The 19,044-nt window shown below is 62.2% G+C and carries 20 protein-coding genes and 1 pseudogene; 5 read left to right on the forward strand and 16 right to left on the reverse strand.

The window, feature by feature from the left end; genetic code table 11:
• Positions 1–63 precede the first annotated feature (63 nt).
• The 6 genes and pseudogenes from PSH84_RS18000 to PSH84_RS18025 all read right to left on the reverse strand — a co-directional run bounded on the left by PSH84_RS18000 (position 64) and on the right by PSH84_RS18025 (position 5,089).
• Entirely contained in the window at positions 64–831 is a 768-nt protein-coding gene (locus PSH84_RS18000) for an SDR family oxidoreductase (RefSeq protein WP_122569452.1), read from the reverse strand.
• Entirely contained in the window at positions 824–1,624 is an 801-nt protein-coding gene (locus PSH84_RS18005; RefSeq protein ID WP_122569451.1) for an SDR family NAD(P)-dependent oxidoreductase, read from the reverse strand. Before PSH84_RS18005 ends, PSH84_RS18000 begins: the two co-directional genes overlap by 8 nt.
• On the reverse strand, positions 1,617–2,438 hold the full coding sequence (locus PSH84_RS18010) for a molybdenum cofactor biosynthesis F family protein (RefSeq protein ID WP_305481478.1): 822 nt from the start codon (positions 2,436–2,438) through the stop codon (positions 1,617–1,619). The genes PSH84_RS18005 and PSH84_RS18010 overlap by 8 nt, the downstream gene beginning before the upstream one ends.
• A gap of 79 nt (positions 2,439–2,517) precedes the next feature.
• Positions 2,518–3,179, reverse strand: a pseudogene (locus PSH84_RS18015) (helix-turn-helix transcriptional regulator).
• A 51-nt stretch (positions 3,180–3,230) separates the two neighbouring features.
• Positions 3,231–3,596 carry a cupin domain-containing protein gene (locus tag PSH84_RS18020; protein ID WP_122569448.1) on the reverse strand — a complete coding sequence of 122 codons (366 nt, stop codon included), beginning with the start codon at positions 3,594–3,596 and terminating at the stop codon, positions 3,231–3,233.
• Positions 3,597–3,790: 194 nt separating this feature from the next.
• Positions 3,791–5,089, reverse strand: coding sequence for an NAD(P)/FAD-dependent oxidoreductase (locus PSH84_RS18025; protein WP_122569447.1), 1,299 nt, complete (start codon positions 5,087–5,089; stop codon positions 3,791–3,793).
• Between the two features lie 311 nt (positions 5,090–5,400).
• Here PSH84_RS18025 and PSH84_RS18030 point away from each other — a divergent pair, with 311 nt between their 5' ends.
• The 3 genes from PSH84_RS18030 to hpaR (PSH84_RS18040) all read left to right on the forward strand — a co-directional run bounded on the left by PSH84_RS18030 (position 5,401) and on the right by hpaR (PSH84_RS18040) (position 8,293).
• Entirely contained in the window at positions 5,401–6,570 is a 1,170-nt protein-coding gene (locus tag PSH84_RS18030) for a p-hydroxyphenylacetate 3-hydroxylase oxygenase component (protein ID WP_122569446.1), read from the forward strand.
• 57 nt (positions 6,571–6,627) lie between these two features.
• Positions 6,628–7,569, forward strand: coding sequence for a p-hydroxyphenylacetate 3-hydroxylase reductase component (locus tag PSH84_RS18035; RefSeq protein WP_305481479.1), 942 nt, complete (start codon positions 6,628–6,630; stop codon positions 7,567–7,569).
• Between the two features lie 301 nt (positions 7,570–7,870).
• The gene (gene hpaR, locus PSH84_RS18040; protein ID WP_122569444.1) at positions 7,871–8,293 is read left to right on the forward strand and encodes a homoprotocatechuate degradation operon regulator HpaR; all 423 of its coding nucleotides are present in this window, start codon (positions 7,871–7,873) and stop codon (positions 8,291–8,293) included.
• Positions 8,294–8,432: 139 nt separating this feature from the next.
• Here the strand turns inward: hpaR (PSH84_RS18040) and hpaI are convergent, their stop codons facing one another.
• The 8 genes from hpaI to PSH84_RS18080 form a co-directional block, all read right to left on the reverse strand.
• Positions 8,433–9,230, reverse strand: a complete 798-nt coding sequence (gene hpaI / locus PSH84_RS18045) for a 4-hydroxy-2-oxoheptanedioate aldolase (protein ID WP_305481480.1) — start codon at positions 9,228–9,230, stop codon at positions 8,433–8,435.
• Between the two features lie 14 nt (positions 9,231–9,244).
• The gene (gene hpaH, locus PSH84_RS18050) at positions 9,245–10,048 is read right to left on the reverse strand and encodes a 2-oxo-hept-4-ene-1,7-dioate hydratase (protein ID WP_122569442.1); all 804 of its coding nucleotides are present in this window, start codon (positions 10,046–10,048) and stop codon (positions 9,245–9,247) included.
• Positions 10,049–10,060: 12 nt separating this feature from the next.
• On the reverse strand, positions 10,061–11,365 hold the full coding sequence (locus PSH84_RS18055; RefSeq protein ID WP_305481481.1) for an MFS transporter: 1,305 nt from the start codon (positions 11,363–11,365) through the stop codon (positions 10,061–10,063).
• Positions 11,366–11,417: 52 nt separating this feature from the next.
• Complete coding sequence (locus PSH84_RS18060) at positions 11,418–11,810, reverse strand: tautomerase family protein (protein ID WP_122569440.1); 393 nt, start codon at positions 11,808–11,810, stop codon at positions 11,418–11,420.
• A gap of 84 nt (positions 11,811–11,894) precedes the next feature.
• Positions 11,895–12,752 (reverse strand): 3,4-dihydroxyphenylacetate 2,3-dioxygenase, encoded by an 858-nt coding sequence (gene hpaD, locus PSH84_RS18065; RefSeq protein WP_305481482.1) that lies wholly within the window; start codon positions 12,750–12,752, stop codon positions 11,895–11,897.
• 179 nt (positions 12,753–12,931) lie between these two features.
• Positions 12,932–14,392 (reverse strand): 5-carboxymethyl-2-hydroxymuconate semialdehyde dehydrogenase, encoded by a 1,461-nt coding sequence (hpaE, locus tag PSH84_RS18070; RefSeq protein WP_122569438.1) that lies wholly within the window; start codon positions 14,390–14,392, stop codon positions 12,932–12,934.
• Positions 14,393–14,397: 5 nt separating this feature from the next.
• A complete protein-coding gene (locus PSH84_RS18075; protein WP_305481483.1) occupies positions 14,398–15,168 on the reverse strand; it encodes a fumarylacetoacetate hydrolase family protein in 771 nt (256 codons plus the stop codon).
• A complete protein-coding gene (locus PSH84_RS18080) occupies positions 15,165–15,842 on the reverse strand; it encodes a fumarylacetoacetate hydrolase family protein (RefSeq protein WP_305481484.1) in 678 nt (225 codons plus the stop codon). The genes PSH84_RS18075 and PSH84_RS18080 overlap by 4 nt, the downstream gene beginning before the upstream one ends.
• A 185-nt stretch (positions 15,843–16,027) precedes the next feature.
• Here PSH84_RS18080 and hpaA point away from each other — a divergent pair, with 185 nt between their 5' ends.
• Positions 16,028–16,933 (forward strand): 4-hydroxyphenylacetate catabolism regulatory protein HpaA, encoded by a 906-nt coding sequence (hpaA, locus tag PSH84_RS18085; protein ID WP_305481485.1) that lies wholly within the window; start codon positions 16,028–16,030, stop codon positions 16,931–16,933.
• Between the two features lie 204 nt (positions 16,934–17,137).
• Complete coding sequence (gene hpaR, locus PSH84_RS18090) at positions 17,138–17,560, forward strand: homoprotocatechuate degradation operon regulator HpaR (protein ID WP_060742174.1); 423 nt, start codon at positions 17,138–17,140, stop codon at positions 17,558–17,560.
• A gap of 190 nt (positions 17,561–17,750) precedes the next feature.
• On the opposite strand, the gene PSH84_RS18095 is transcribed toward hpaR (PSH84_RS18090), so the two are convergent.
• Both PSH84_RS18095 and PSH84_RS18100 read right to left on the reverse strand, forming a co-directional pair.
• Positions 17,751–17,999 carry a phage infection protein gene (locus tag PSH84_RS18095; RefSeq protein ID WP_122569433.1) on the reverse strand — a complete coding sequence of 83 codons (249 nt, stop codon included), beginning with the start codon at positions 17,997–17,999 and terminating at the stop codon, positions 17,751–17,753.
• A 190-nt stretch (positions 18,000–18,189) separates the two neighbouring features.
• Positions 18,190–18,975: an alpha-amylase family protein gene (locus PSH84_RS18100; protein ID WP_240998554.1), complete on the reverse strand. Its 786-nt coding sequence runs from the start codon at positions 18,973–18,975 to the stop codon at positions 18,190–18,192.
• Positions 18,976–19,044: the final 69 nt, after the last annotated feature.

Consider the following 19,044-nt stretch of genomic DNA (forward strand, 5'->3'; position numbering starts at 1 on the left):
AGCTTGCTCGCGATGACGGTGGTCCATCCACCCTCACCGCAAGCTGACTCCTCCCACTCAGGTTCAAACCTCCGGTAAGGTCGAACCCCCATCGACCACCAACGTCTGCCCGGTCACATAACTGGCCAGGCTCGACGCCAGGAACAGCATGGCGCCGGCGATGTCGCTCGGTTGGCCCAATCGACCCAGCGGCACCCGGCGTGCGATGTCCTGGTTGACTTCATCGTCGCCCAGGTTGGCCATGGCCGGCGTGGCGATCATGCCCGGTTCGACCCCGTTGACGCGAACATTCTCGGCCGCCAGTTCCAGCGCGGCGTTGCGAATGAAGCCATTGACCCCGGCCTTGGAGGCCGCGTAATGGCTGAGCCCCGGATACGCCACCCGCGGACCGGTGACCGAGGAGGTCACCAGCACGCAGCCTCGGCCCTGGCGCCGGAACATCGGCAGCGCCGCCTGGGTCAGCCAGAACAGCGCCGACAGGTTCACCGCCAGCGTTCGTTCAAGTATCGCCGGGGTGATTTCGGCGAACGGCGTCAGCGGAAAATACCCGGCGTTGTGCACCAGGATATCCAGCCTCCCCAAGCGTTGCTCCAGCGCGGCCATCATGTTGAAGATCGCCGTCGCGTCGGCCAGGTCAACCCCCACGGCTTGCACCTGACAGCCCACGGCGGCCAATTCGTCGGCCACTGCCTCGGCCCGGGCCAGGCCCAGGTCGGCGATGACCACCTGGGCTCCGCGCAGGGCAAACGCTTCGACGATGGCCCGGCCAATGCCCTGGGCGCCGCCCGTGACCAGTACCGTCTGGCCGGTGAAATCCAGATCCTCAGACATCGCTGGCCTCCATCCGGCTGTAGGCCAGGGTTGGTACGTCGACGATGCTGGAGCCACCATCAGCCACCAGCGTTGCTCCGGTGATGATCGACGCATCAGGCGAGGCCAGGAAGCGGCAGACGTTGGCGATTTCCTGCGCACTGGCCGGCCTGCGCAACGGCACGTCGGCGCAGACCCGGTCATAGGCCTGCTGCAACGTTTCGCCATGGAACTGCATCAACACCTGCATTTCTTCATCGGCCATGGGTGTGCGGACCCAACCTGGGCAGACCGCATTGACCCGTACGCCGTGAGGCCCGTAATCCCTTGCCAGGGACCGGTTGAGGCCCAGCAGCGCATGTTTGGCGGTGGTGTAGCCGCACACGTGAGGGCCTGCCGCCAACGACGCGATGGAGGCGATCAGCACGATGTTGCCAGCGCTTTCCTGCAGCAGTGGCAGACACGCCCGGGCGCTGTAGAAGGCGCTGTCGAGGTTACTGCGCAGGGCCGCTTCCCAGGCCGATGGCTGAGTCTCGGTGGCGCTGCCCATGCCCAAGCCACCGGCACAGGCCAGCAGCACGTCGAGACGGCCATAATGCGTGCGAATCTGCTCGACGAAGCCGTCCCAGGTGTTTGGACAGGCCGCATCGCCCACCAACACCAGGCCGCCGATGTCCTTGGCGAGTGCTTCCAGGGGCTCGCGACGGCGACCGATCAGCACCAGATCGGCGCCTTCGGCGGCATACAGGCGGGCGCAGGCGGCACCGATGCCGGTGCCGGCACCGGTGATCACGACGGTGCGTGAGTCAGGCATCGGGATACTCCGTCTGATTGAGCACCTGGCAGTAGGAGCTGACCGGGAAATTGGAAAACTCATCGAAAGACTCACCGGCGTAACCGAAGATCTTGCCGTCGCTGCGGTGCTGCTGCAGGTCGATCAGCACCAGCCCCAGGGTCGGGATGATCTTTTCCCGCCACACGAACAGGTACAACTGATCGGCGATCTTGTAGGTGTCGCAGCGATCGGTGTCGCACAGGCCTTGTTCAACGCCCTTGAGGCACTGCCACGAGTAGAACTGGTCGTTGAGGTAAATGTGTTCGTAGACTTCGCTCGGGCTGTAGCGATACAGGTTGCGCAGCCCCACCAGCTCGGTGGTCGGTGCGTGCGGGCACAGGCCAGGCTGCCAGGGACGATCGAGGCTGCCGTGCAGGAACTGCGCTTGAACCGAGGTCAGTGGCTTGCCGGCCAACGCCCGGCTGTAGAGACCTTCGCCGGTTTCCTGCTGGCTTGGCATACGGCCGATCACGGCGGTGAAGGCGGCGCTGGCGGTATCGATCACAAGGCTTACCGACGACGTCAGCTGGCCTTCGCGCTTGATGAAGTCCACCAGGTACAGGCCCGGGCGTACCGATGTGGCCCGGTAGGTCGCGGTGCCGCTGGAGTGCCCATCGGCGGCGTTCCAGGTCAGGGTGTCCTGCTCGAAGCGATGCTCGATCTGCCAGCCGTTGGCGAAATGCAGGGTGAACGTCTTGCCGGCCAGGTCGGCCAGGTTTGGCAGGATGAAAGCTTCGGGGGCAAAGCCATCGGCCAGGGCGCCGACGGTGATCCAGTCTGTAGATGTGCTCATGTGCAAGGCTCCGGTGGTTGAATTAGCCACTCGGATCATGCGGTGCCGGGCAACGGCGGCCTATCAACCGAATGGTTGATCAAAGGAACAGTGTGCTGACCAACTCGGTGCGACTGCTCACACCCACCTTGCGGAACAGGTGGATCAGGTGAGTCTTGATGGTCGGCAAACCTACCTCCAGTTCTCGGGCCAATTGTTTTGTTGCTGACGCCTTGGCGCAGCAGCAAGGCGATCTGGCGTTCCTTGGGTGTCAGGTCGGCCAGTGCATCTTCATGGGTTGGTAAATGGGCCACGGCCAGTTGCAGCAAGGCCTGCAACGCGCTGAGTTGGCTCAACTGCTGAGGGGTGAAGACGCCTTGCTCGGCGGTGCGCAGCAACGAAATCGCGGCTTGGGGCTGACCATCGCGGTGGGCGAAGACTTCCACCACGTCGACCACGCCGTAGCGTTGCAGGAAATCGCGATAACGATGGTTGTCACGCAGCGGCTGGCGGGCCATCGCCAGGCCCAACGGCACCACGGCCAGCTCGCCTGGAGGCACAGTGGCGCGGCTGCAGCGGGTCGAACTGGCGGTAATTGTCCAGGTAGTCGCGGTGCATATCGCCGCTCATCCCATGGAGGCTGAAGTCGTGGGCTTGCAACTGCCGATCCACGCAGTAGAAGGCCGCCCGGCTGACGGGAACCAACTGGGTGAAGGCGTGCAGGCACTGGCCGGCGATGTCCTGGGTAGGAATGACGCTCATGGTCGCTACCTTCGCAAGGGGGCTGCCGGTGGGGCCGGCAGCCCTGTGCGGTCAGACTACCGCGAAGTAGTGCTTGACGAAACTTTCGCTGACGATTTCCCACAGCACCGGTGTGCCCTTGGTCACGAACCAGCTGTCGCCGGCCTTGTAGCGGGTGCTCTGGCCGGTGGCCTCGTCGGTGAGGATCACTTCACCGGTGACCACGGTAGCTTGTTCGGCGAACGGGTAGACCATCCGGAACTTGCCTTGGGTGGTACCGAAGTAGGCGCTGCTGACCGGGTCGGTGGGGGCGCCGAAGGTCATCTTGCCGAAGGCCTTGACTTCGCCTTCGAGAATTTGTGAACCAAGATCGGCGACGGTACCCCAGGCGTCCAGGTCGGACAGCTGGATGTCTTTTTTGAGGGTGGTAAGGGGCATGGCAGTGACTCCTGGTGATTGAAAAAACAAAGGTGAGGTGTGTCCAGTGCCAGTCCGTTAAACCTCGGCCCCTGTGGGAGCGAGCTTGCTCGCGATAGCGGTGGGTCAGGCAGTATGAGGTTGACTGTTGCGCCGTCTTCGCGAGCAAGCTCGCTCCCACAGGGTTTTCGCTTATTTGACTGGCATCATGACCATCAACGCCGGCCGTTCCAGTAGCCCGACAGCTGGTGCCAGGACTTGCCGGCGGTCAGCAGCAAGGGGCGAATGGCGTCTTTGCCAATGATGGTCGGGCGGTGGATCGAACTGACCAGGTCGTAGCGCGCCGAGCCTTCGCTCATGCCTTCGGCCAGCACCTTGCAGATGATGTGGCTTGGGGTGACGCCGAAGCCTGAGTAACCCTGGACGAAAAACGCGTTGCTGCGGCCGGGCAGAGTGCCGATCTGCGGGAACAGGTTCGGGCTGCAGGCCATCGGACCGCCCCAGGCCAGGTCGATCTTTACGTCCTTGAGGTACGGGAAGATCTTCAGCATCAGGCGCCGGTTCCAAGCCTTGAGGTCCAGGGGAATGTGCTCCACCAATGGCGTCGCGGCACCGAACAGCAGGCGGTTTTCGTTGGTGACGCGGTAATAGTCGATCACCGGACGAATATCGCTGTAGGCGCCGCGAATCGGGCTGATGCGCTGGATCAGTTCGTCCGACAACGGCTCGGTCATCATCTGGAAGGCGTAGGTGTTGATGGTCGAGCGGTGCAGTTCCGGTTCCAGCTTGTTGAGGAAACTGTCGCAGGCCCAGAGCAGCTTGCTGGCCCTGACCGAGCCGCGTCCGGTGCGCACGGTGATGCGTTCGCCATAGCTGACTTCCAGGGCCGGGCTGTTTTCGAAAATCCGCACCCCGTGGCTGACCAGGGCCTTGGCTTCACCCAGCAGCAGGTTCAGCGAGTGCACATGCCCGCCGCCCATGTGCAGCAACGCGCTGCCGTAGGCCTTGGAGCCGATGATCTGCTGCACGTCGGAGCCGCCGAGAAAGCGGATCTCGTGCTTGCTGTTGATCGACTTGAAGTCTTTTTCCCAGGCTCGCAGGGTCTTTTCCTGGCGGGCGTTGAAGCCCATGTAGCCGTAACCGTGGCAGAAATCGGCATCGATAGCGTACTTGGCGATACGATCCTTGATGATGTCGGCGCCCAGGTCGCTGATCTCGAAGACCTGGCGCAGGCCGTCTTCACCCACGTCCTTCTTGATCTTTTCCAGGTCATGACCGATGCCGGCCATGATCTGCCCGCCATTGCGCCCGGTGCCACCGAACCCCAGGTAACGCGCCTCCAGCACCACGATGTTGGTGATGCCTTTTTCGGCGAGCTCCAGGGCGGTATTGATGCCGGAGAAACCACCGCCAATGACCACGACATCGGCGTCCACGTCCTGTTCCAGCGTGGGGAAGCTGAGGTTGTATTTCTTGGTGGCCGTGTAATAGGTGGGCGTTTCGATATTGATCATGACGCAACCTGACAAAGTGAAAGGAAACTCCGTTGCCACGCCTACGCGGGGCATGGCAGGGGATGGCTCTATTAAGAGCCCTGGCGGGGCGCTTGTCTTGATCCTCCATGCCGGAGGATTTGACCGAGCGCGCCATGGGGTCGGAACCTGGCCCATGAAAAGTACAATCTTGGATCTGGAAGGTGCATTTTTCAGCTGCCCGCGATTGCCCATACTGGACCGGCCTTAATCACTGATCTCGCTGTTTGTGCAACCTCGGGTTGCCGGGCAAAGGCGGGATCGGCAGACGCCAATAATAAAAGAGCCCGTCCATGAAAAAGCCAAACCCGCTGCTCGAAGACCTCAAGCCCCTCCTGCCAGCCATTGCCGCCAACGCCTTCCAGGCGGAGAAAGACCGTAGCGTGCCTGCCGAGAATATCGCCTTGCTCAAAAGCATCGGCATGCACCGGGCCTTCCAGCCGAAACCGTACGGTGGCCTGGAGATTTCCCTGCCGCAGTTCGCCGATTGCATCGCGCTGCTGGCCGGTGCCTGTGCCAGCACGGCTTGGGCCATGAGCCTGTTGTGCACCCACAGCCATCAGTTGGCGATGTTCCCGGCCAAGGCCCAGCAGGAAATCTGGGGCGATGACCCGGATGCCACCGCCAGCAGCAGCATCGCACCGTTTGGCCGCACCGAAGAAGTCGACGGCGGTGTGATGTTCAGTGGTGAAATGGGTTGGAGCAGCGGCTGCGATCACGCCGAATGGGCAATCGTAGGGTTTCGCCGCAAAAACGCCGAAGGCACCCAGGACTATTGCTTTGCGGTGCTGCCACGCAGCGACTATGAGATTCGCGATGACTGGTTCGCGGTGGGTATGCGCGGCAGTGGCAGCAAGACCTTGATCATCGACAACGCTTTTGTGCCGGAACACCGGATCCAGAAAGCCAAGGACATGATGGAAGGCAAGTCCGGCGGATTCGGCCTGTACCCCGACAGCAAGATTTTCTACTCGCCGTATCGGCCGTATTTCGCCAGTGGTTTCTCCACGGTCAGCCTGGGCGTGGCCGAGCGCATGCTGGAGGTCTTTCGCGAGAAAACCCGCAACCGCGTGCGGGCCTACACCGGCGCGGCCGTCGGTGCCGCCACCCCGGCGTTGATGCGCCTGGCCGAGTCGACCCATCAGGTGGCGGCGGCCCGTGCCTTCCTGGAGAAAACCTGGCAGGAGCACGCCGAACATGGCGAGCGCCACGAATACCCCAGCCGGGAAACCCTGGCGTTCTGGCGGACCAACCAGGGTTATGCCACCAAGATGTGCATCCAGGCCGTCGACCGCTTGATGGAGGCAGCCGGCGGCGGCGCCTGGTTCGAGAACAACGAGTTGCAACGGCTGTTCCGCGACGCTCACTTGACTGGCGCCCATGCCTACACCGACTACGACGTCTGCGCGCAGATCCTCGGTCGTGAGCTGATGGGGCTCGAGCCCGATCCGTCCATGGTTTGACCGCCTGTCCTTAGAACAATAATCGAGGCCGTCCGTTGAGGCGGCCGGGAGTCTTGCATGTCCAGTCTTTGCGATACCGCTTTCGATACCCGCGCGTTCCGCCGGGCCTTGGGTAACTTTGCCACCGGCGTGACCGTGGTCACCGCCGCCACTGAAGATGGCCGCAAGGTCGGGGTGACGGCCAACAGTTTCAACTCGGTGTCCCTGGACCCGCCACTGATCCTGTGGAGCATCGACAAGCGCTCCAGCAGCCACGAAGTGTTCGAAGCCGCCAGCCATTTTGCGGTGAACGTGCTGGCCGCCGACCAGATTGACCTGTCGAACAACTTCGCGCGACCCAAGGAGGACCGCTTCGCACAAATCCAGTTCGAGACCGGCGAAGGCGGAGCTCCGATGTTCGTTGATTGCTCGGCGCGTTTTCACTGTGAAAAATTCCAGCAGGTCGACGGTGGCGATCACTGGATCATGATCGGCAAGGTCGTGGCCTTTGACGATTTCGGACGCTCGCCCTTGCTCTATCACCAGGGCGCCTACTCGATGGTGCTGCCTCACACGCGCATGACCAAACGGGAAGAGGGCCAGTCTCCCAGCAGTCACTTCCAGGGACGCTTGAGCCACAACTTGTACTATCTGATGACCCAGGCGCTACGAACCTACCAGGCCAGCTACCAGCCGCGTCAGTTGTCCACCGGTTTGCGCACCAGTGAGGCGCGGATGTTGATGGTGCTGGAGAACGACGCCGGGCTGAACCTGTGCGACCTGCAACGGGAGGTGGCGATGCCGGTGCGCGAGATCGAAGAAGCCGTGGCCAATCTCAAGCGCAAGGGGTTGGTGAGCGATGAAGGTGAGCGGGTACGCCTGACCGCCAAGGGTATCGATGAGACCGAAGGGCTCTGGGCGATTGCCAAGGAACAGCAGGACAAGGTGTTCGGTCAGTTCAGCGAGGAACAGGTCGAACATTTCAAGCAAGTGCTCAAGGGCGTGATCAAGGGCGCTTGAGCGACATGAATGGCATCTGCCCCGGTAAGGCAAATGCATTTCTGTGGGAGCGAGCTTGCTCGCGATGGCGGTCGACCAGTCGATGTTGATGTTGACTGGCAGGCCCCTATCGCGAGCAAGCTCGCTCCCACAGGGTTATGACAGCTGAGCCGGGGGCTGCTGCGCAGCCCAGCGGGAGCAAGCTCCCTCGCCACAGGGGCCATCGCTTGATCCAGATTCTGTGAATGGATAGTCCAGCATGAGTTGGAAGCTGTTAAGATTTAGTTAACTCATTAACTAAGTCTTCTCGCGAACCTACTCCATGCCCAAGCCGCGCCAATCCTTGACCCTGACCCTGCTACAGGCCCGCGAAGCGGCCATGGGTTTTTTCCGACCTTCCCTCAATCAACATGGCTTGACCGAACAACAATGGCGGGTCATCCGGATTCTCAGCCAGCACGATGAGCTGGAGATCAATCGCTTGGCCGAACTGGCCTGCATCCTCAAGCCCAGCATGACCGGCGTGTTGGTGCGCATGGAAGCGGCGGGCATGGTGGTGCGGCGCAAGGCCGAACAGGACCAGCGGCGGGTGCTGGTGCGCCTGGCGCCGCAAGGGCAGGCGAGCTTCGATTCGATGAGCCAGAGCATGGAAGAGAATTACCAGCGCTTGCAGGACAAGTTGGGGCAGGAAAAACTGCAGACGTTGCTGGGCTTGCTCAATGACCTGAAGGCGATCAGGCGCTGAGAACCTGGGCTGGTTGTTTTCTGTGGGAGCAAGGCTTGCCCGCGATGAAGACGCTGCGGTCTTCCAGAGACCGAGGTGCCTGTTTCGCGAGCAAGCTTTGCTCCCACAGATCCCCTTGCCACAAGGCATTTGATACCGATCAGTACACACCACCCGTCGCAGGTTTTGGTGTGTCCTTGAACGCCGCCGCCAGTGTCTGCAAGCCCCGCAGCAGCACCGTTGTATCCACGCCCACGGCGACAAACGCCGCGCCGAGTTCGATGTAGCGGCGGGCCAGTTTTTCATCGGCACTGAGAATCCCGGCGGCCTTGCCAGCCTGGCGGATGCGGGCGATGGCGTCTTCGATGGCCGCTTGCACCTGCGGGTGGCCGGGGTTACCGCGAAAGCCCATGGACGCACTCAGGTCCGCCGGGCCGATGAAGACCCCATCCACGCCTTCCACCGCCGCAATGGCATCCAGATTGGCCAGGCCCTCGCGGCTTTCGATCTGCACCAGCAGGCACATCTGTTCATCGGCCTTGTCGAGGTAGCCGGGGATGCTGTTCCAGCGCGACGCCCGGGCCAGCGCACTGCCGACCCCGCGGACACCGTGGGGCGGATAGTGGATGGCGCGCACCAGTTCGCGCGCCTGATCGGCGCTTTCCACCATCGGCACCAGCAAGGTTTGCACGCCGATATCGAGCACTTGTTTGATCAGCGCCGTGTCGCCGATTACCGGACGTATCACCGGCTGGCTGGGGTAGGGCGCCACGGCCTGGAGCTGGCCGAGCAGGGTGCGCAAGTCGTTGGGCGCGTGTTCACCGTCGATCAGCAGCCAGTCGAAGCCGGCATTGGCCGCCAGTTCCGCACAGTAGGCATCGGCCAATCCCAGCCACAGGCCGATCTGCGCTTCGCCGCTGCGCAGGCGTTGCTTGAAGGTATTGATGGGCATGTCCATGGGGCGTTCTCCGATCAGACGAAACGGCAGGCGATGGAACCGAGCATGTCGTAGTCGACATGGAAGGTGTCGCCGGGGTTGGCGGCCACTGGGCGGGTGAAGGAGCCACCGAGGATGATCTGTCCCGGTTGCAGGGTGACGTCATAGGCCGCCAGCTTGTTCGCCAGCCAGGCCACGCCTTTGGCCGGGTGATTGAGCACCGCGGCCGAGACGCCGGACTCTTCGATCACGCCGTTGCGGTAGAGCACCGCCGGCACCTTGCGCAGGTCGATCTCGGTCGGGCGTACGGCGCGACCGCCCATGACCACCCCGGCGTTGGCGGCGTTGTCGGAAATGGTGTCGAACACCTTGCGGGTCGCCTTGGTCTGCGGGTCGATCTGCTGGATGCGCGCGTCGATGATTTCCAGCGCCGGGATCACCCATTCGGTGGCGTCCAGCACGTCGAACACGGTCACGTTCGGGCCTTTCAACGGCTTGCCGAGGATGAACGCCAGCTCCACTTCCACCCGTGGCACGATGAAGCGTTCGAACGGGATGTCGGTGCCTTCATCGAAAAACATGTCATCGAGCAGCGCGCCGTAGTCCGGTTCGGTGATGTTCGACGACACCTGCATGGCTCGGGAGGTCAGGCCGATCTTGTGGCCGACCAACTTGCGCCCGTCCTTGATCTTTTGGGCCACCCAGGCACGCTGGATGGCGTAGGCATCCTCGATGGTGATGTCCGGGTGGTCGAGGGAAAACTGCCGCACTTGCTCGCGGGAGCGTTCGGCATGGTCGAGGCGGGCGGCGGCTTGTTGGATGAAGGTCTGGTCAAGCATGGCAGGGGTCTCTTATTGAGGATTGACGACGGCAGCCCGGGTGCGCAGCACCAGCAAGCCGCCAAGGGCGATGAGCAGGGCCAGCACATAGAGGGCGAGGCTGGCGCTCTGGGTGGTGTCGCGCATCCAGCCGATCAGGTAGGGCGCGAAGAATGAGGCGATGCTGCCGAAGGAACTGATCAGGGCGATGCCGGCGGCCTGGGTGCCGTTGGACAGGAAGGCCGGCGGCATTTGCCAGAACATCGGCAACGCCGCGCTGGCGCCCATGCCAGCGACGATCAGGCCACTGAGCACCAGGGTCGGATTGCCCGGAGAAAGTCCGGTGACCGCAATGCCCAGCGCGGCCATCAACAGCGGCACGCACAGGTGCCAGCGGCGTTCGCGATGGCGGTCGGAGGAGCGTCCGCAACCGATCATGAAAAAGCAGCCGGCCAGGTAGGGCACTGCGCTGAGCAGCCCGACCTTGCCGTCGCTGCCGATGCCGGCGCCGTGGATCAGGGTCGGCATCCAGAAGGCCAGGGTGTTCACCGCCAGCATCACGGCGAAGTACACCGCCACCAACAACCAGACCTGCGGATTGTTGAGAATCGCCGAAAACGAGGTGATGGATTTGCGCTGTTCTTCAAGGCTCAGTTGTTCACGCAGTTGTTGCTTGGCGTGTGGCGTGAGCCAGTTGACCGTCTCGAAACTGTCCGGCAGGCACTTGAGCACAACGAGGCCGAGCAGGATCACCGGCAGCCCTTCGATGACGAACATCCACTGCCAGCCGCGCAGGCCGCCAAGGTCATGGAAATGCTCGAGAATGCCACCGGACAATGGCCCGCCAATCACCCCGGCCATTGGCACGGCGATGGCAAACAACGCGGTCACCTGGGCCCGGCGCCGGGCCGGATACCAGCGGTTGAGAAAGACCAGGATGCCAGGAAAGAAACCGGCCTCGGCCACGCCCAGCAGAAAGCGCAACACGTAGAAACCGGCGGCGCTTTCGATGAGGAACATGCCGGTGGACAGGGCGCCCCAGACCACCATCAGCGTGGCGATCCAACGCCGCGGGCCGACCCGGTCCAGGGCCATGTTGCTGGGCACGCCAAACAGCGCATAAGCGATGAAGAACAGGCCGGCGCCGAAGCCGTAGACCGTGTCGCTGAACTGCAGGTCGGCGCTCATCTGCATCTTCGCGAAGCCAATGTTGATGCGGTCCAGGTGGGCGAAGAGGTAACAGACCAGCAACAGCGGCATCAGCCGCCAGGTGATGGTGGCATGGGTGCGGTCGTGGGCGATGGTGCCGGCCGTGTCGGCGGTATTGGCTGTGCTCATGATCTTGTACTTTTTGTCAGAGAGGCCGATGGGGAGTGCGGGGCAGACGGATTCAGGAGGCCTGGCCCTTGAGGAAGGCGTGGACGTTGTTGGCCTTGAAGTTGAGTTGCTCGTGCAGCTCGATCATCTCGAATGACAGGGCCAGCAGGCGTTGGGCCTGGAGTTCGGCGAAGTGCGCGGTGATCGCCTCGAAGAGTTTTTCCGCGACTTTCTGGCGGGTGGCCAGGTCACGGCCATGGCCGACTTTCAAGGTCATGTGCACGAAGGCGTAGTCGTGCTTGCCGTCGGCCATGCGCCAGGTGTCCAGGCGCACGCCACGGCTGCGGATGCCGCCCAGGGGAAATACGCCGCTTTCGCCCAGCAAGGCATGGACCTTTTCAAACAGGCCGGGCAGGTCGGCTTGTTGTTCGATGTTGTCGGTGTATTCAGCGATGAAATGGGGCATGGGGGCCTCCTGCGTCGGCAGCTTTGAGTTGTAAGCCGCAAGCGACAAGTTGAAAGCGATCAGCTTGTCGCTTGCGGCTGCTGTTCAGACTGGAAAAATGGCGTTGATCTGTCCGGTGCCGGAACTGCCGAAAGGCTCGGTGATGATTTCGGCGGGCTTGTCGTAGTCCGGCCCGCCGAGCAACCCCAGCAGCATCGCCGTGTCATGCATCTTGCCTTCGCCGAAGCAGTGTTCGGCATAGTCCGGGAGCATGGCGCAGAACTCTTTCCAGCGGCCCTGGCGCCACATTTCGACGACGTGCAGATCGACCTGCTTGTCGAATTCCCGCGTCCAGTTATGGATGTTGGCTTCGGCGTTGCGATCATCGGAAAAGCGGTGGGACAACGAGCCGGACGCCAGCACCAGTACCTTGCGATCGCTTTTCTCGATGGCCCGGCGCACGGCGGCGCCGAAGGCGAAGCTGTCCTGCAGGCGATGCCAGGCACACCAGGCGGCAATCGACACGACTTTGAATTTCTGGTCTTGCGGGACATCCATGTGCATGTAGCGCATGGGCACCAGCGTGCCGTATTCCAGTTCAAGGCTTGGGATGTTATGGGCCAGGGTGCGCACATCCACGGCATTGGCCTCGGCGGCGATCAGTTCGCCCAGTTCCGGGGCGCCCGAGTATTCGTACTCCATGTTCTTGATGAAGTGCGGCAGCTCGTTGCTGGTGTAGATGCCCTTGAAGTGCGCGCCGCTGTTGACGTGGTAGGCGCTGTTGACCAGCCAGTGCACGTCGAACACTACGGCGGTATCGGCGCCCAGCTCACGGGCGCGGCGGCCGATTTCCTTGTGGCCGGCAATCGCTGCGGCGCGGCAACCGTGGTGCTTGCCGGGCAGCTCCGACAGGTACATCGAGGGAACGTGGCAGATTTTCGCAGCCAGGACGACTTCGCCCATGATGATTCTCCTGAAAAATTGTTCTTGTTGAATCTCGGTTGTGGGAGCAAAGCTTGCTCGCGATGCAGGCGACTCGATTTCTGGTAGGCCGCATCGTCTTCATCGCGGGCAAGCCTTGCTCCCACAGGAGCAGGGATAAATCCCCTTGCCACAAGGTTTATCACCAGATTTTCTCTACGTCATACCCCCCAACGCGGTATGTGATGACTGCCCATGGAAATGCAAACGTTCTTGATCTCGGCAAACACTTCAAAGCTGTACTGTCCGCCTTCGCGGCCGGTTCCGGAACCCTTTACGCCACCGAAAGGCTGGCGCAGGTCGCGTACGTTCTGGCTGTTGATGAACACCATGCCGGCCTCGATGCCGTGGGCCAGGCGATGGGCCTTGCCGATGTCCTGGGTCCAGATATACGAGGCCAGGCCATATTCGGTGTCGTTGGCCAGTTGTAAGGCTTCGGCTTCATCCTTGAACGGGATCAGGCACACCACCGGACCGAAGATTTCTTCCTGGGCGATGCGCATCTTATTGTTGACGTCGGCGAATACCGTCGGCTGGATGAACTGGCCGCGGCTCAAGTGCGCCGGCAGGTTGGCCGGGCGCTCCAGGCCACCGGCCAGGAGGGTGGCGCCTTCTTCGATGCCGATCTTGATGTAGCCGGTGACCTTGTCGTAGTGGGCCTGGGTGATCATCGAGCCGACCTGGGTTTTCGGGTCTTGCGGGTCGCCGACGATCAGGCGTTTGGCGCGGGCGGCAAACTCGGCGACGAATTGTGGGTAGACACTTTCCTGGATGAAGATCCGGCTGCCGGCGGTGCAGCGCTCGCCATTGAGGGAAAAAATCGTGAACAGCGCCGCATCAAGGGCACGTTCGAGGTCGGCGTCTTCGAAAATCAGCACCGGCGACTTGCCACCCAATTCCATCGAGTACTTTTTCAACCCGGCGGTCTGCATGATTTTCTTGCCGGTGGCGGTACCGCCGGTGAAAGAGATCGCCCGCACATCCGGGTGGCGCACCAACGCATCGCCGGCGGTGGCGCCATAGCCCTGGATCACGTTCAACACACCGTTGGGAATGCCGGCTTCGACCGCCAGGCGACCCAGCTCGTTGGCGGTCAACGGTGACAGTTCGGACATCTTCAGCACAGCCGTGTTGCCCAGCGCCAGGCACGGCGCGGTCTTCCAGGTCGCGGTCATGAACGGCACGTTCCAGGGCGACACCAGCGCGCAGACACCCACCGGTTGGTACAGGGTGTAGTTGAGCATCTGATCGTCGACCGGATACGTGTGGCCGTCCATCCGCGTGCAGACTTCAGCAAAGAAATCGAAGTTGTGGGAGGCGCGTGGGATCAGCACGTTCTTGGTCTGGTGGATCGGCAAACCGGTGTCGAGGGTTTCCAGTTCGGCCAGCTTCGGCACGTTCTGCTCGATCAATTCACCGAGCTTGCGCATCAGCCGGGCGCGTTCCTTGGCTGGGGTGTTGGCCCATTTCGGAAACGCTTCCTTGGCCGCCGCGACCGCTTGGGCGACTTCCTCGGCTCCGCCGCTGGCGACTTCGCCGATGGCCTCCCCGGTGGCCGGATTGTAGTTGACGAAGACGTCTTTGCTTTCGACCTCACGGCCGTCGATCCAGTGTTTGATCATGCTGCTCAAGCCTCTTTACGGGATGCGAAGAACTCGGCTTCGCTAACGATTCGATTGACCAGGCGACCCACGCCTTCCACTTCCACCACCACTTCATCACCGGGCATTACGTCCGCCAGGCCTTCCGGCGTGCCGGTGGCGATCATGTCGCCGGGCTGCAGGGTCATGAAGCTGGACAGGTATTCGATCAGGTAGGGGATGTCGAAAATCATGTCCTTGGTGCTGCCTTCCTGGCGCAACTCGCCGTTGATCCAGGTGCGTAGCGTCAGGTTGCTCGGGTCCGGCACATCGGCCACATCGACGATCCAGGGGCCGACGGGCGTTGTCGCGTCACGGTTCTTCACCCGCAGGTTAGGGCGGTAGTAGTTTTCCAGGAAGTCGCGGATCGCGTAGTCGTTGCACACGGTGTAGCCGGCCATGTAGCTCAGTGCATCCTCGCGCTTGACGTTGCGCGCGGCTTTGCCGATGACCGCCACCAGCTCGCACTCGTAATGCATGTAGACGACGTTGTCGGGGCGCCAGGTCGCCTGGTTGTGGCCGGTGTAGGTGCCGGGCGATTTGATGAACGCCAGGGGTTCGGTCGGTGGCTTGAACGCCAGTTCGGCGGCGTGATCGGCGTAGTTCAGGCCCAGGGCGAACATGCTGCCGCTGGCCGGTGGCAGCCACTGGACCTGGTCTTCGGCCAGCAGGCGACCGTCGGCCAGGCGCACGGCGTTGTGGGCTTCGACGGTGACGGCGTGCTCCTGGCCTTCAAAACGAATGCGCGCGTGTTTCATGAATCTGCTCCTGTTTGCTCGGCCACGACGGTATTGACCAGGCGGCCCAGGCCGCTGATGTCCACTTCGACACGGTCACCGGGCAGAACATCGACCCGGCCCTCAGGCGTACCGGTGATCAGCACATCGCCGGCATGCAGGGTCATGAACTCGCTGATTTCGGCAATCAACTGGGGAATGTTGCGAACGAAGTTGGCCGTGCTGTTTTGCTGGCGAACCTCGCCGTTGACGTACAGCGTGATCGCCAGGCTGTGGGGGTCGGTCACCTGGGCGGTCGGCACCAGTTCCGGACCGATGGCGCAGAAGCCATCCCGGCACTTGGCCTTGACGGCGGGGCGGTAATAGCTGTCTTCCGGGAGGCTGAATTCATTGACGATGGTGTAGCCGGCCACGTAGTCCAGGGCTTCGGCGGCGTTGACGCGGCTGGCCGATTTGCCCATCACCACGCCAAGGGCCGGTCCTGGTTGCAGCCTTTCGCCGTGACCGGGGTGAACCACGTCGGCGTCGTGCCGGTTGCGGGTATTGGGCGTCTTGATGAACAGAACGGGCTTGAGCGGCGGCTTCTGATAGGGCGGTTGCTCGAACTCGGCGAGGCGCTGTTTCAGCAGCCCCTGGTAGTTCAGCGCGACCCCGAACAGGGTGCCGGTCGCGACGTCATGCAGGGCACGGCTCATGCTTGTCTCCTGGCGATGGCAGAGTGATGAGGGCTCTGCGGTTATTGTTAATGTGTTAACAGTTATAATTAAGATGTTAACTATCGTCAAGCGTGACAGAATGACCGGCACTGGTTGCCTTGCCAGATTCGGTGCAGGATGAGAGCGGCAGGTACCTGAATCAGCATAAAAACGAGCATTGCGTGATGACCGACCGCCAGCCGATTCCGAACATCAACATTGGTCAGGTGTATGACCAGCGCTACAGCGACGCCGAAGTGCATTACGACCGGCTCGCCAACCTGGCGGGTTTTTTCGGCCGCAACATGCCGGTGCACCGCCACGACCGGTTCTTCCAGGTGCACTACGTCAAGAGTGGCACCGTGCGCGTATACCTCGATGACCAGCAGTACGTCGAATCCGGCCCGATGTTCTTCCTCACGCCGCCGACCATTCCCCATGCCTTCGTGACCGAGGCCGACAGCGACGGGCATGTGCTGACGGTGCGCCAGCAATTGGTGTGGCAACTGATCGATGCTGACCCGAGCCTGGCGCCGGCTGGCGTGCAGATGCCGGCCGCCTGCGTGGCCTTGGCGCAACTGGGGCCTGGGCAGGCGGGGGAGGTGCGGCGCCTGGAATTCCTGTTCGAGGAACTGAGCGAGGAGGTGGTGGCGGGGCATCCGGGGCGCAGCGCGGCGCTGGACGGGTTGACGCGACTGATCATGATCAGCTTGCTGCGGTTGTGTTCCAACTCCCTGGAAGCCAGGCCGGCGCGGCATGAAGACCTGAAGATCTTTCACCGCTTCAACGAGCTGATCGAGGCCCACTACCTGCAGCATTGGCCGTTGTCGCGCTACGCCGAAGGCATTGGCGTGACCGAGGCGCGCCTCAATGACGTGTGCCGTCGCATCGCCGACCTGCCTTCCAAGCGCCTGATCATGGAGCGGTTGATGCAGGAGGCCAAGCGACTGCTGTTGTTCACCGGCAGCTCGGCCAATGAAATCTGCTACCAGCTCGGCTTCAAGGACCCGGCGTATTTCAGTCGGTTTTTCCAACGTTACGCCCAGCTCACGCCGGGGGAGTATCGCCAGCGGCAATCGGGGTTGCGCTGAATGGTGGCGGGAGGGATTTCTGTGGGAGCAAAGCTTGCTCGCGAATACTGGCGATGAGGTCTTTCAGAAATCGAGGCGCCTCCATCGCGAGCAAGCTTTGCTCCCACAGAACCCCCTTCCACAGTGACATAGCGCGGCTTTGCTTCTTGCAGCCGCCTGGCGACGACACTAAGCTGCCGACTCGCCCATTCACACAGTTCGAACATGGCCAACCCCAGACCTTCTTTGACCCTGACGCTGTTGCAAGCCCGCGAAGCGGCGATGGCTTTTTTCCGCCCGGCGCTGAACCAGCATGACCTCACGGAGCAGCAGTGGCGAGTGATCCGCATCCTCCATCAGCAAGGTGAGTTGGAAAGCCACCAGCTCGCCCATCAGGCCTGCATTCTCAAGCCGAGCATGACCGGTGTGCTCAGTCGCCTGGAGCGCGATGGCTTGGTGCGTCGGCAGAAGTCCAGCCAGGACCAGCGGCGGGTCTTCGTGGGCCTGACCGAGCGCGGCCAGCAGTGTTTCGTGTCCATGAGCGAGGGTATGGAAGGCAACTATCGGCGGATCGAAGAACAGTTTGGCGAGGAAAAGATGCAGCAACTGCTCGCCTTGCTCAATGAGCTGAAGAACATCAAGCCATGAGCCATGTCTCATGACTCATGTGGCTTGAGTTTTGGGCCAATGAGCTTTGAGCTTTTGTGGCGAGGGAGCTTGCTCCCGCTCGACTGCGAAGCAGTCGCAAAGCCTGCCGACCGATGCCTGAACGAGTGGGAGGGGCGAGGGGCTGCTACGCAGCCCAGCGGGAGCAAGCTCCCTCGCCACAAAGTCGTGTTCACACCGCACTGCGTTCACGCAACTCCTGCAACCGATCGGCCCCACCTTCTGCCACGCGATTCTCGATCAAGCGATCAGAGCCTCCTTCAGCCACACGATTCTGAATCAACCGATCAGACCCGCCTTCCGCCAGTTGATGCGCAGCCTGGGCCGGGGCGTTCTTTGCCGAGGCAGCGTTCGCCAGGCCGACACCGCCAACCAGTGTGAGGGCGATTGCCAAGGACGAGAGTTTCGAGAAGTTGAACATGGTGATTCTCCTTGCGTTTAGTTGAGTAGGCCGGGTGCTGCTGTCCGGTGAGCACAGTTAAACGCGCAGATGTATCGACGATGTGTGCCAGAAGAGGGTGAAATTCATCATTTCGTATCAGTCCGCATTTCATATACAGACCGATACAAACTCAGTCAGCGCGGGCGGGCGGATAGCTTCAAGTGCCTGGTCAGGGCTGGGCGAGGGCTTGCTTCAGTTGGTCCACCAACGCCGGGGTCATGTAGTGCGGCCCGTCGAACAGGTAGAGCGGGTAGCCTGCATAGGCCGCCAGTTGTGGCTTGAGTTCGGCGACGGTAGCGGAGCGGAAACCACCGCCGTATTGGGGGCGGAAAGCTTCGACGATGATCCGCACGCGATCCTTGCCAAGCCGATCACGCAGGGCATCGGCGTAGTTCCGAGCCACCGGGGCGGTGCGGGCGTAGACGCCGACGCCGTCCTGGAAAAACACGCCGATGTCGTTCGGCAGCCATTGCTTGAGCCAGTCTGCGGTGGCGGCTGGGCCGATATTGGCGCCGTCGTAGACGCTGATCCACAGCGGTCGCGGCAGCTTGGCGAGCAAGGCCGGCAGCTCCGTGGCGCGCGACCAACTGGGGTCGACTTCAGCCGGAAAATACCAACCGGTGACATGCAATGGCGTCGGCAACCCGGCGATGCGCTCCGACAGCGCCGCCAGTTGCTCGATATTGTCCCGGGAGCGGTTCTCGCTGAAATAACCGGCCAGCCCAAGGATGACATCCTGGGCCCAGGGCGCCTTGGCGATGCGCGCCCAATCCGGCAGTACCGGTACGCTGGTCAAGCCGGTGCCGGGCACGAAGGCTTGGTCGTCCACCACCGTCCATTGCACCAGCAGCGCGTGCACCCCCAGTTTTTCCCAATGGCCGCTGATACCGACGGTCTGGTTGTCCGGCTGCCAGACGATGCCGACGATGTTCGGTGCCGCAGTGAGCGTGCTCATGTAGTACGTCCCTGTACCTGCGCCGAGGAGCGCGACCACTAACAGCGCCGCGACGGTCTTGCGATGGAC

Source organism: Pseudomonas beijingensis (assembly GCF_030687295.1).
Lineage (GTDB): Bacteria > Pseudomonadota > Gammaproteobacteria > Pseudomonadales > Pseudomonadaceae > Aquipseudomonas > Aquipseudomonas beijingensis.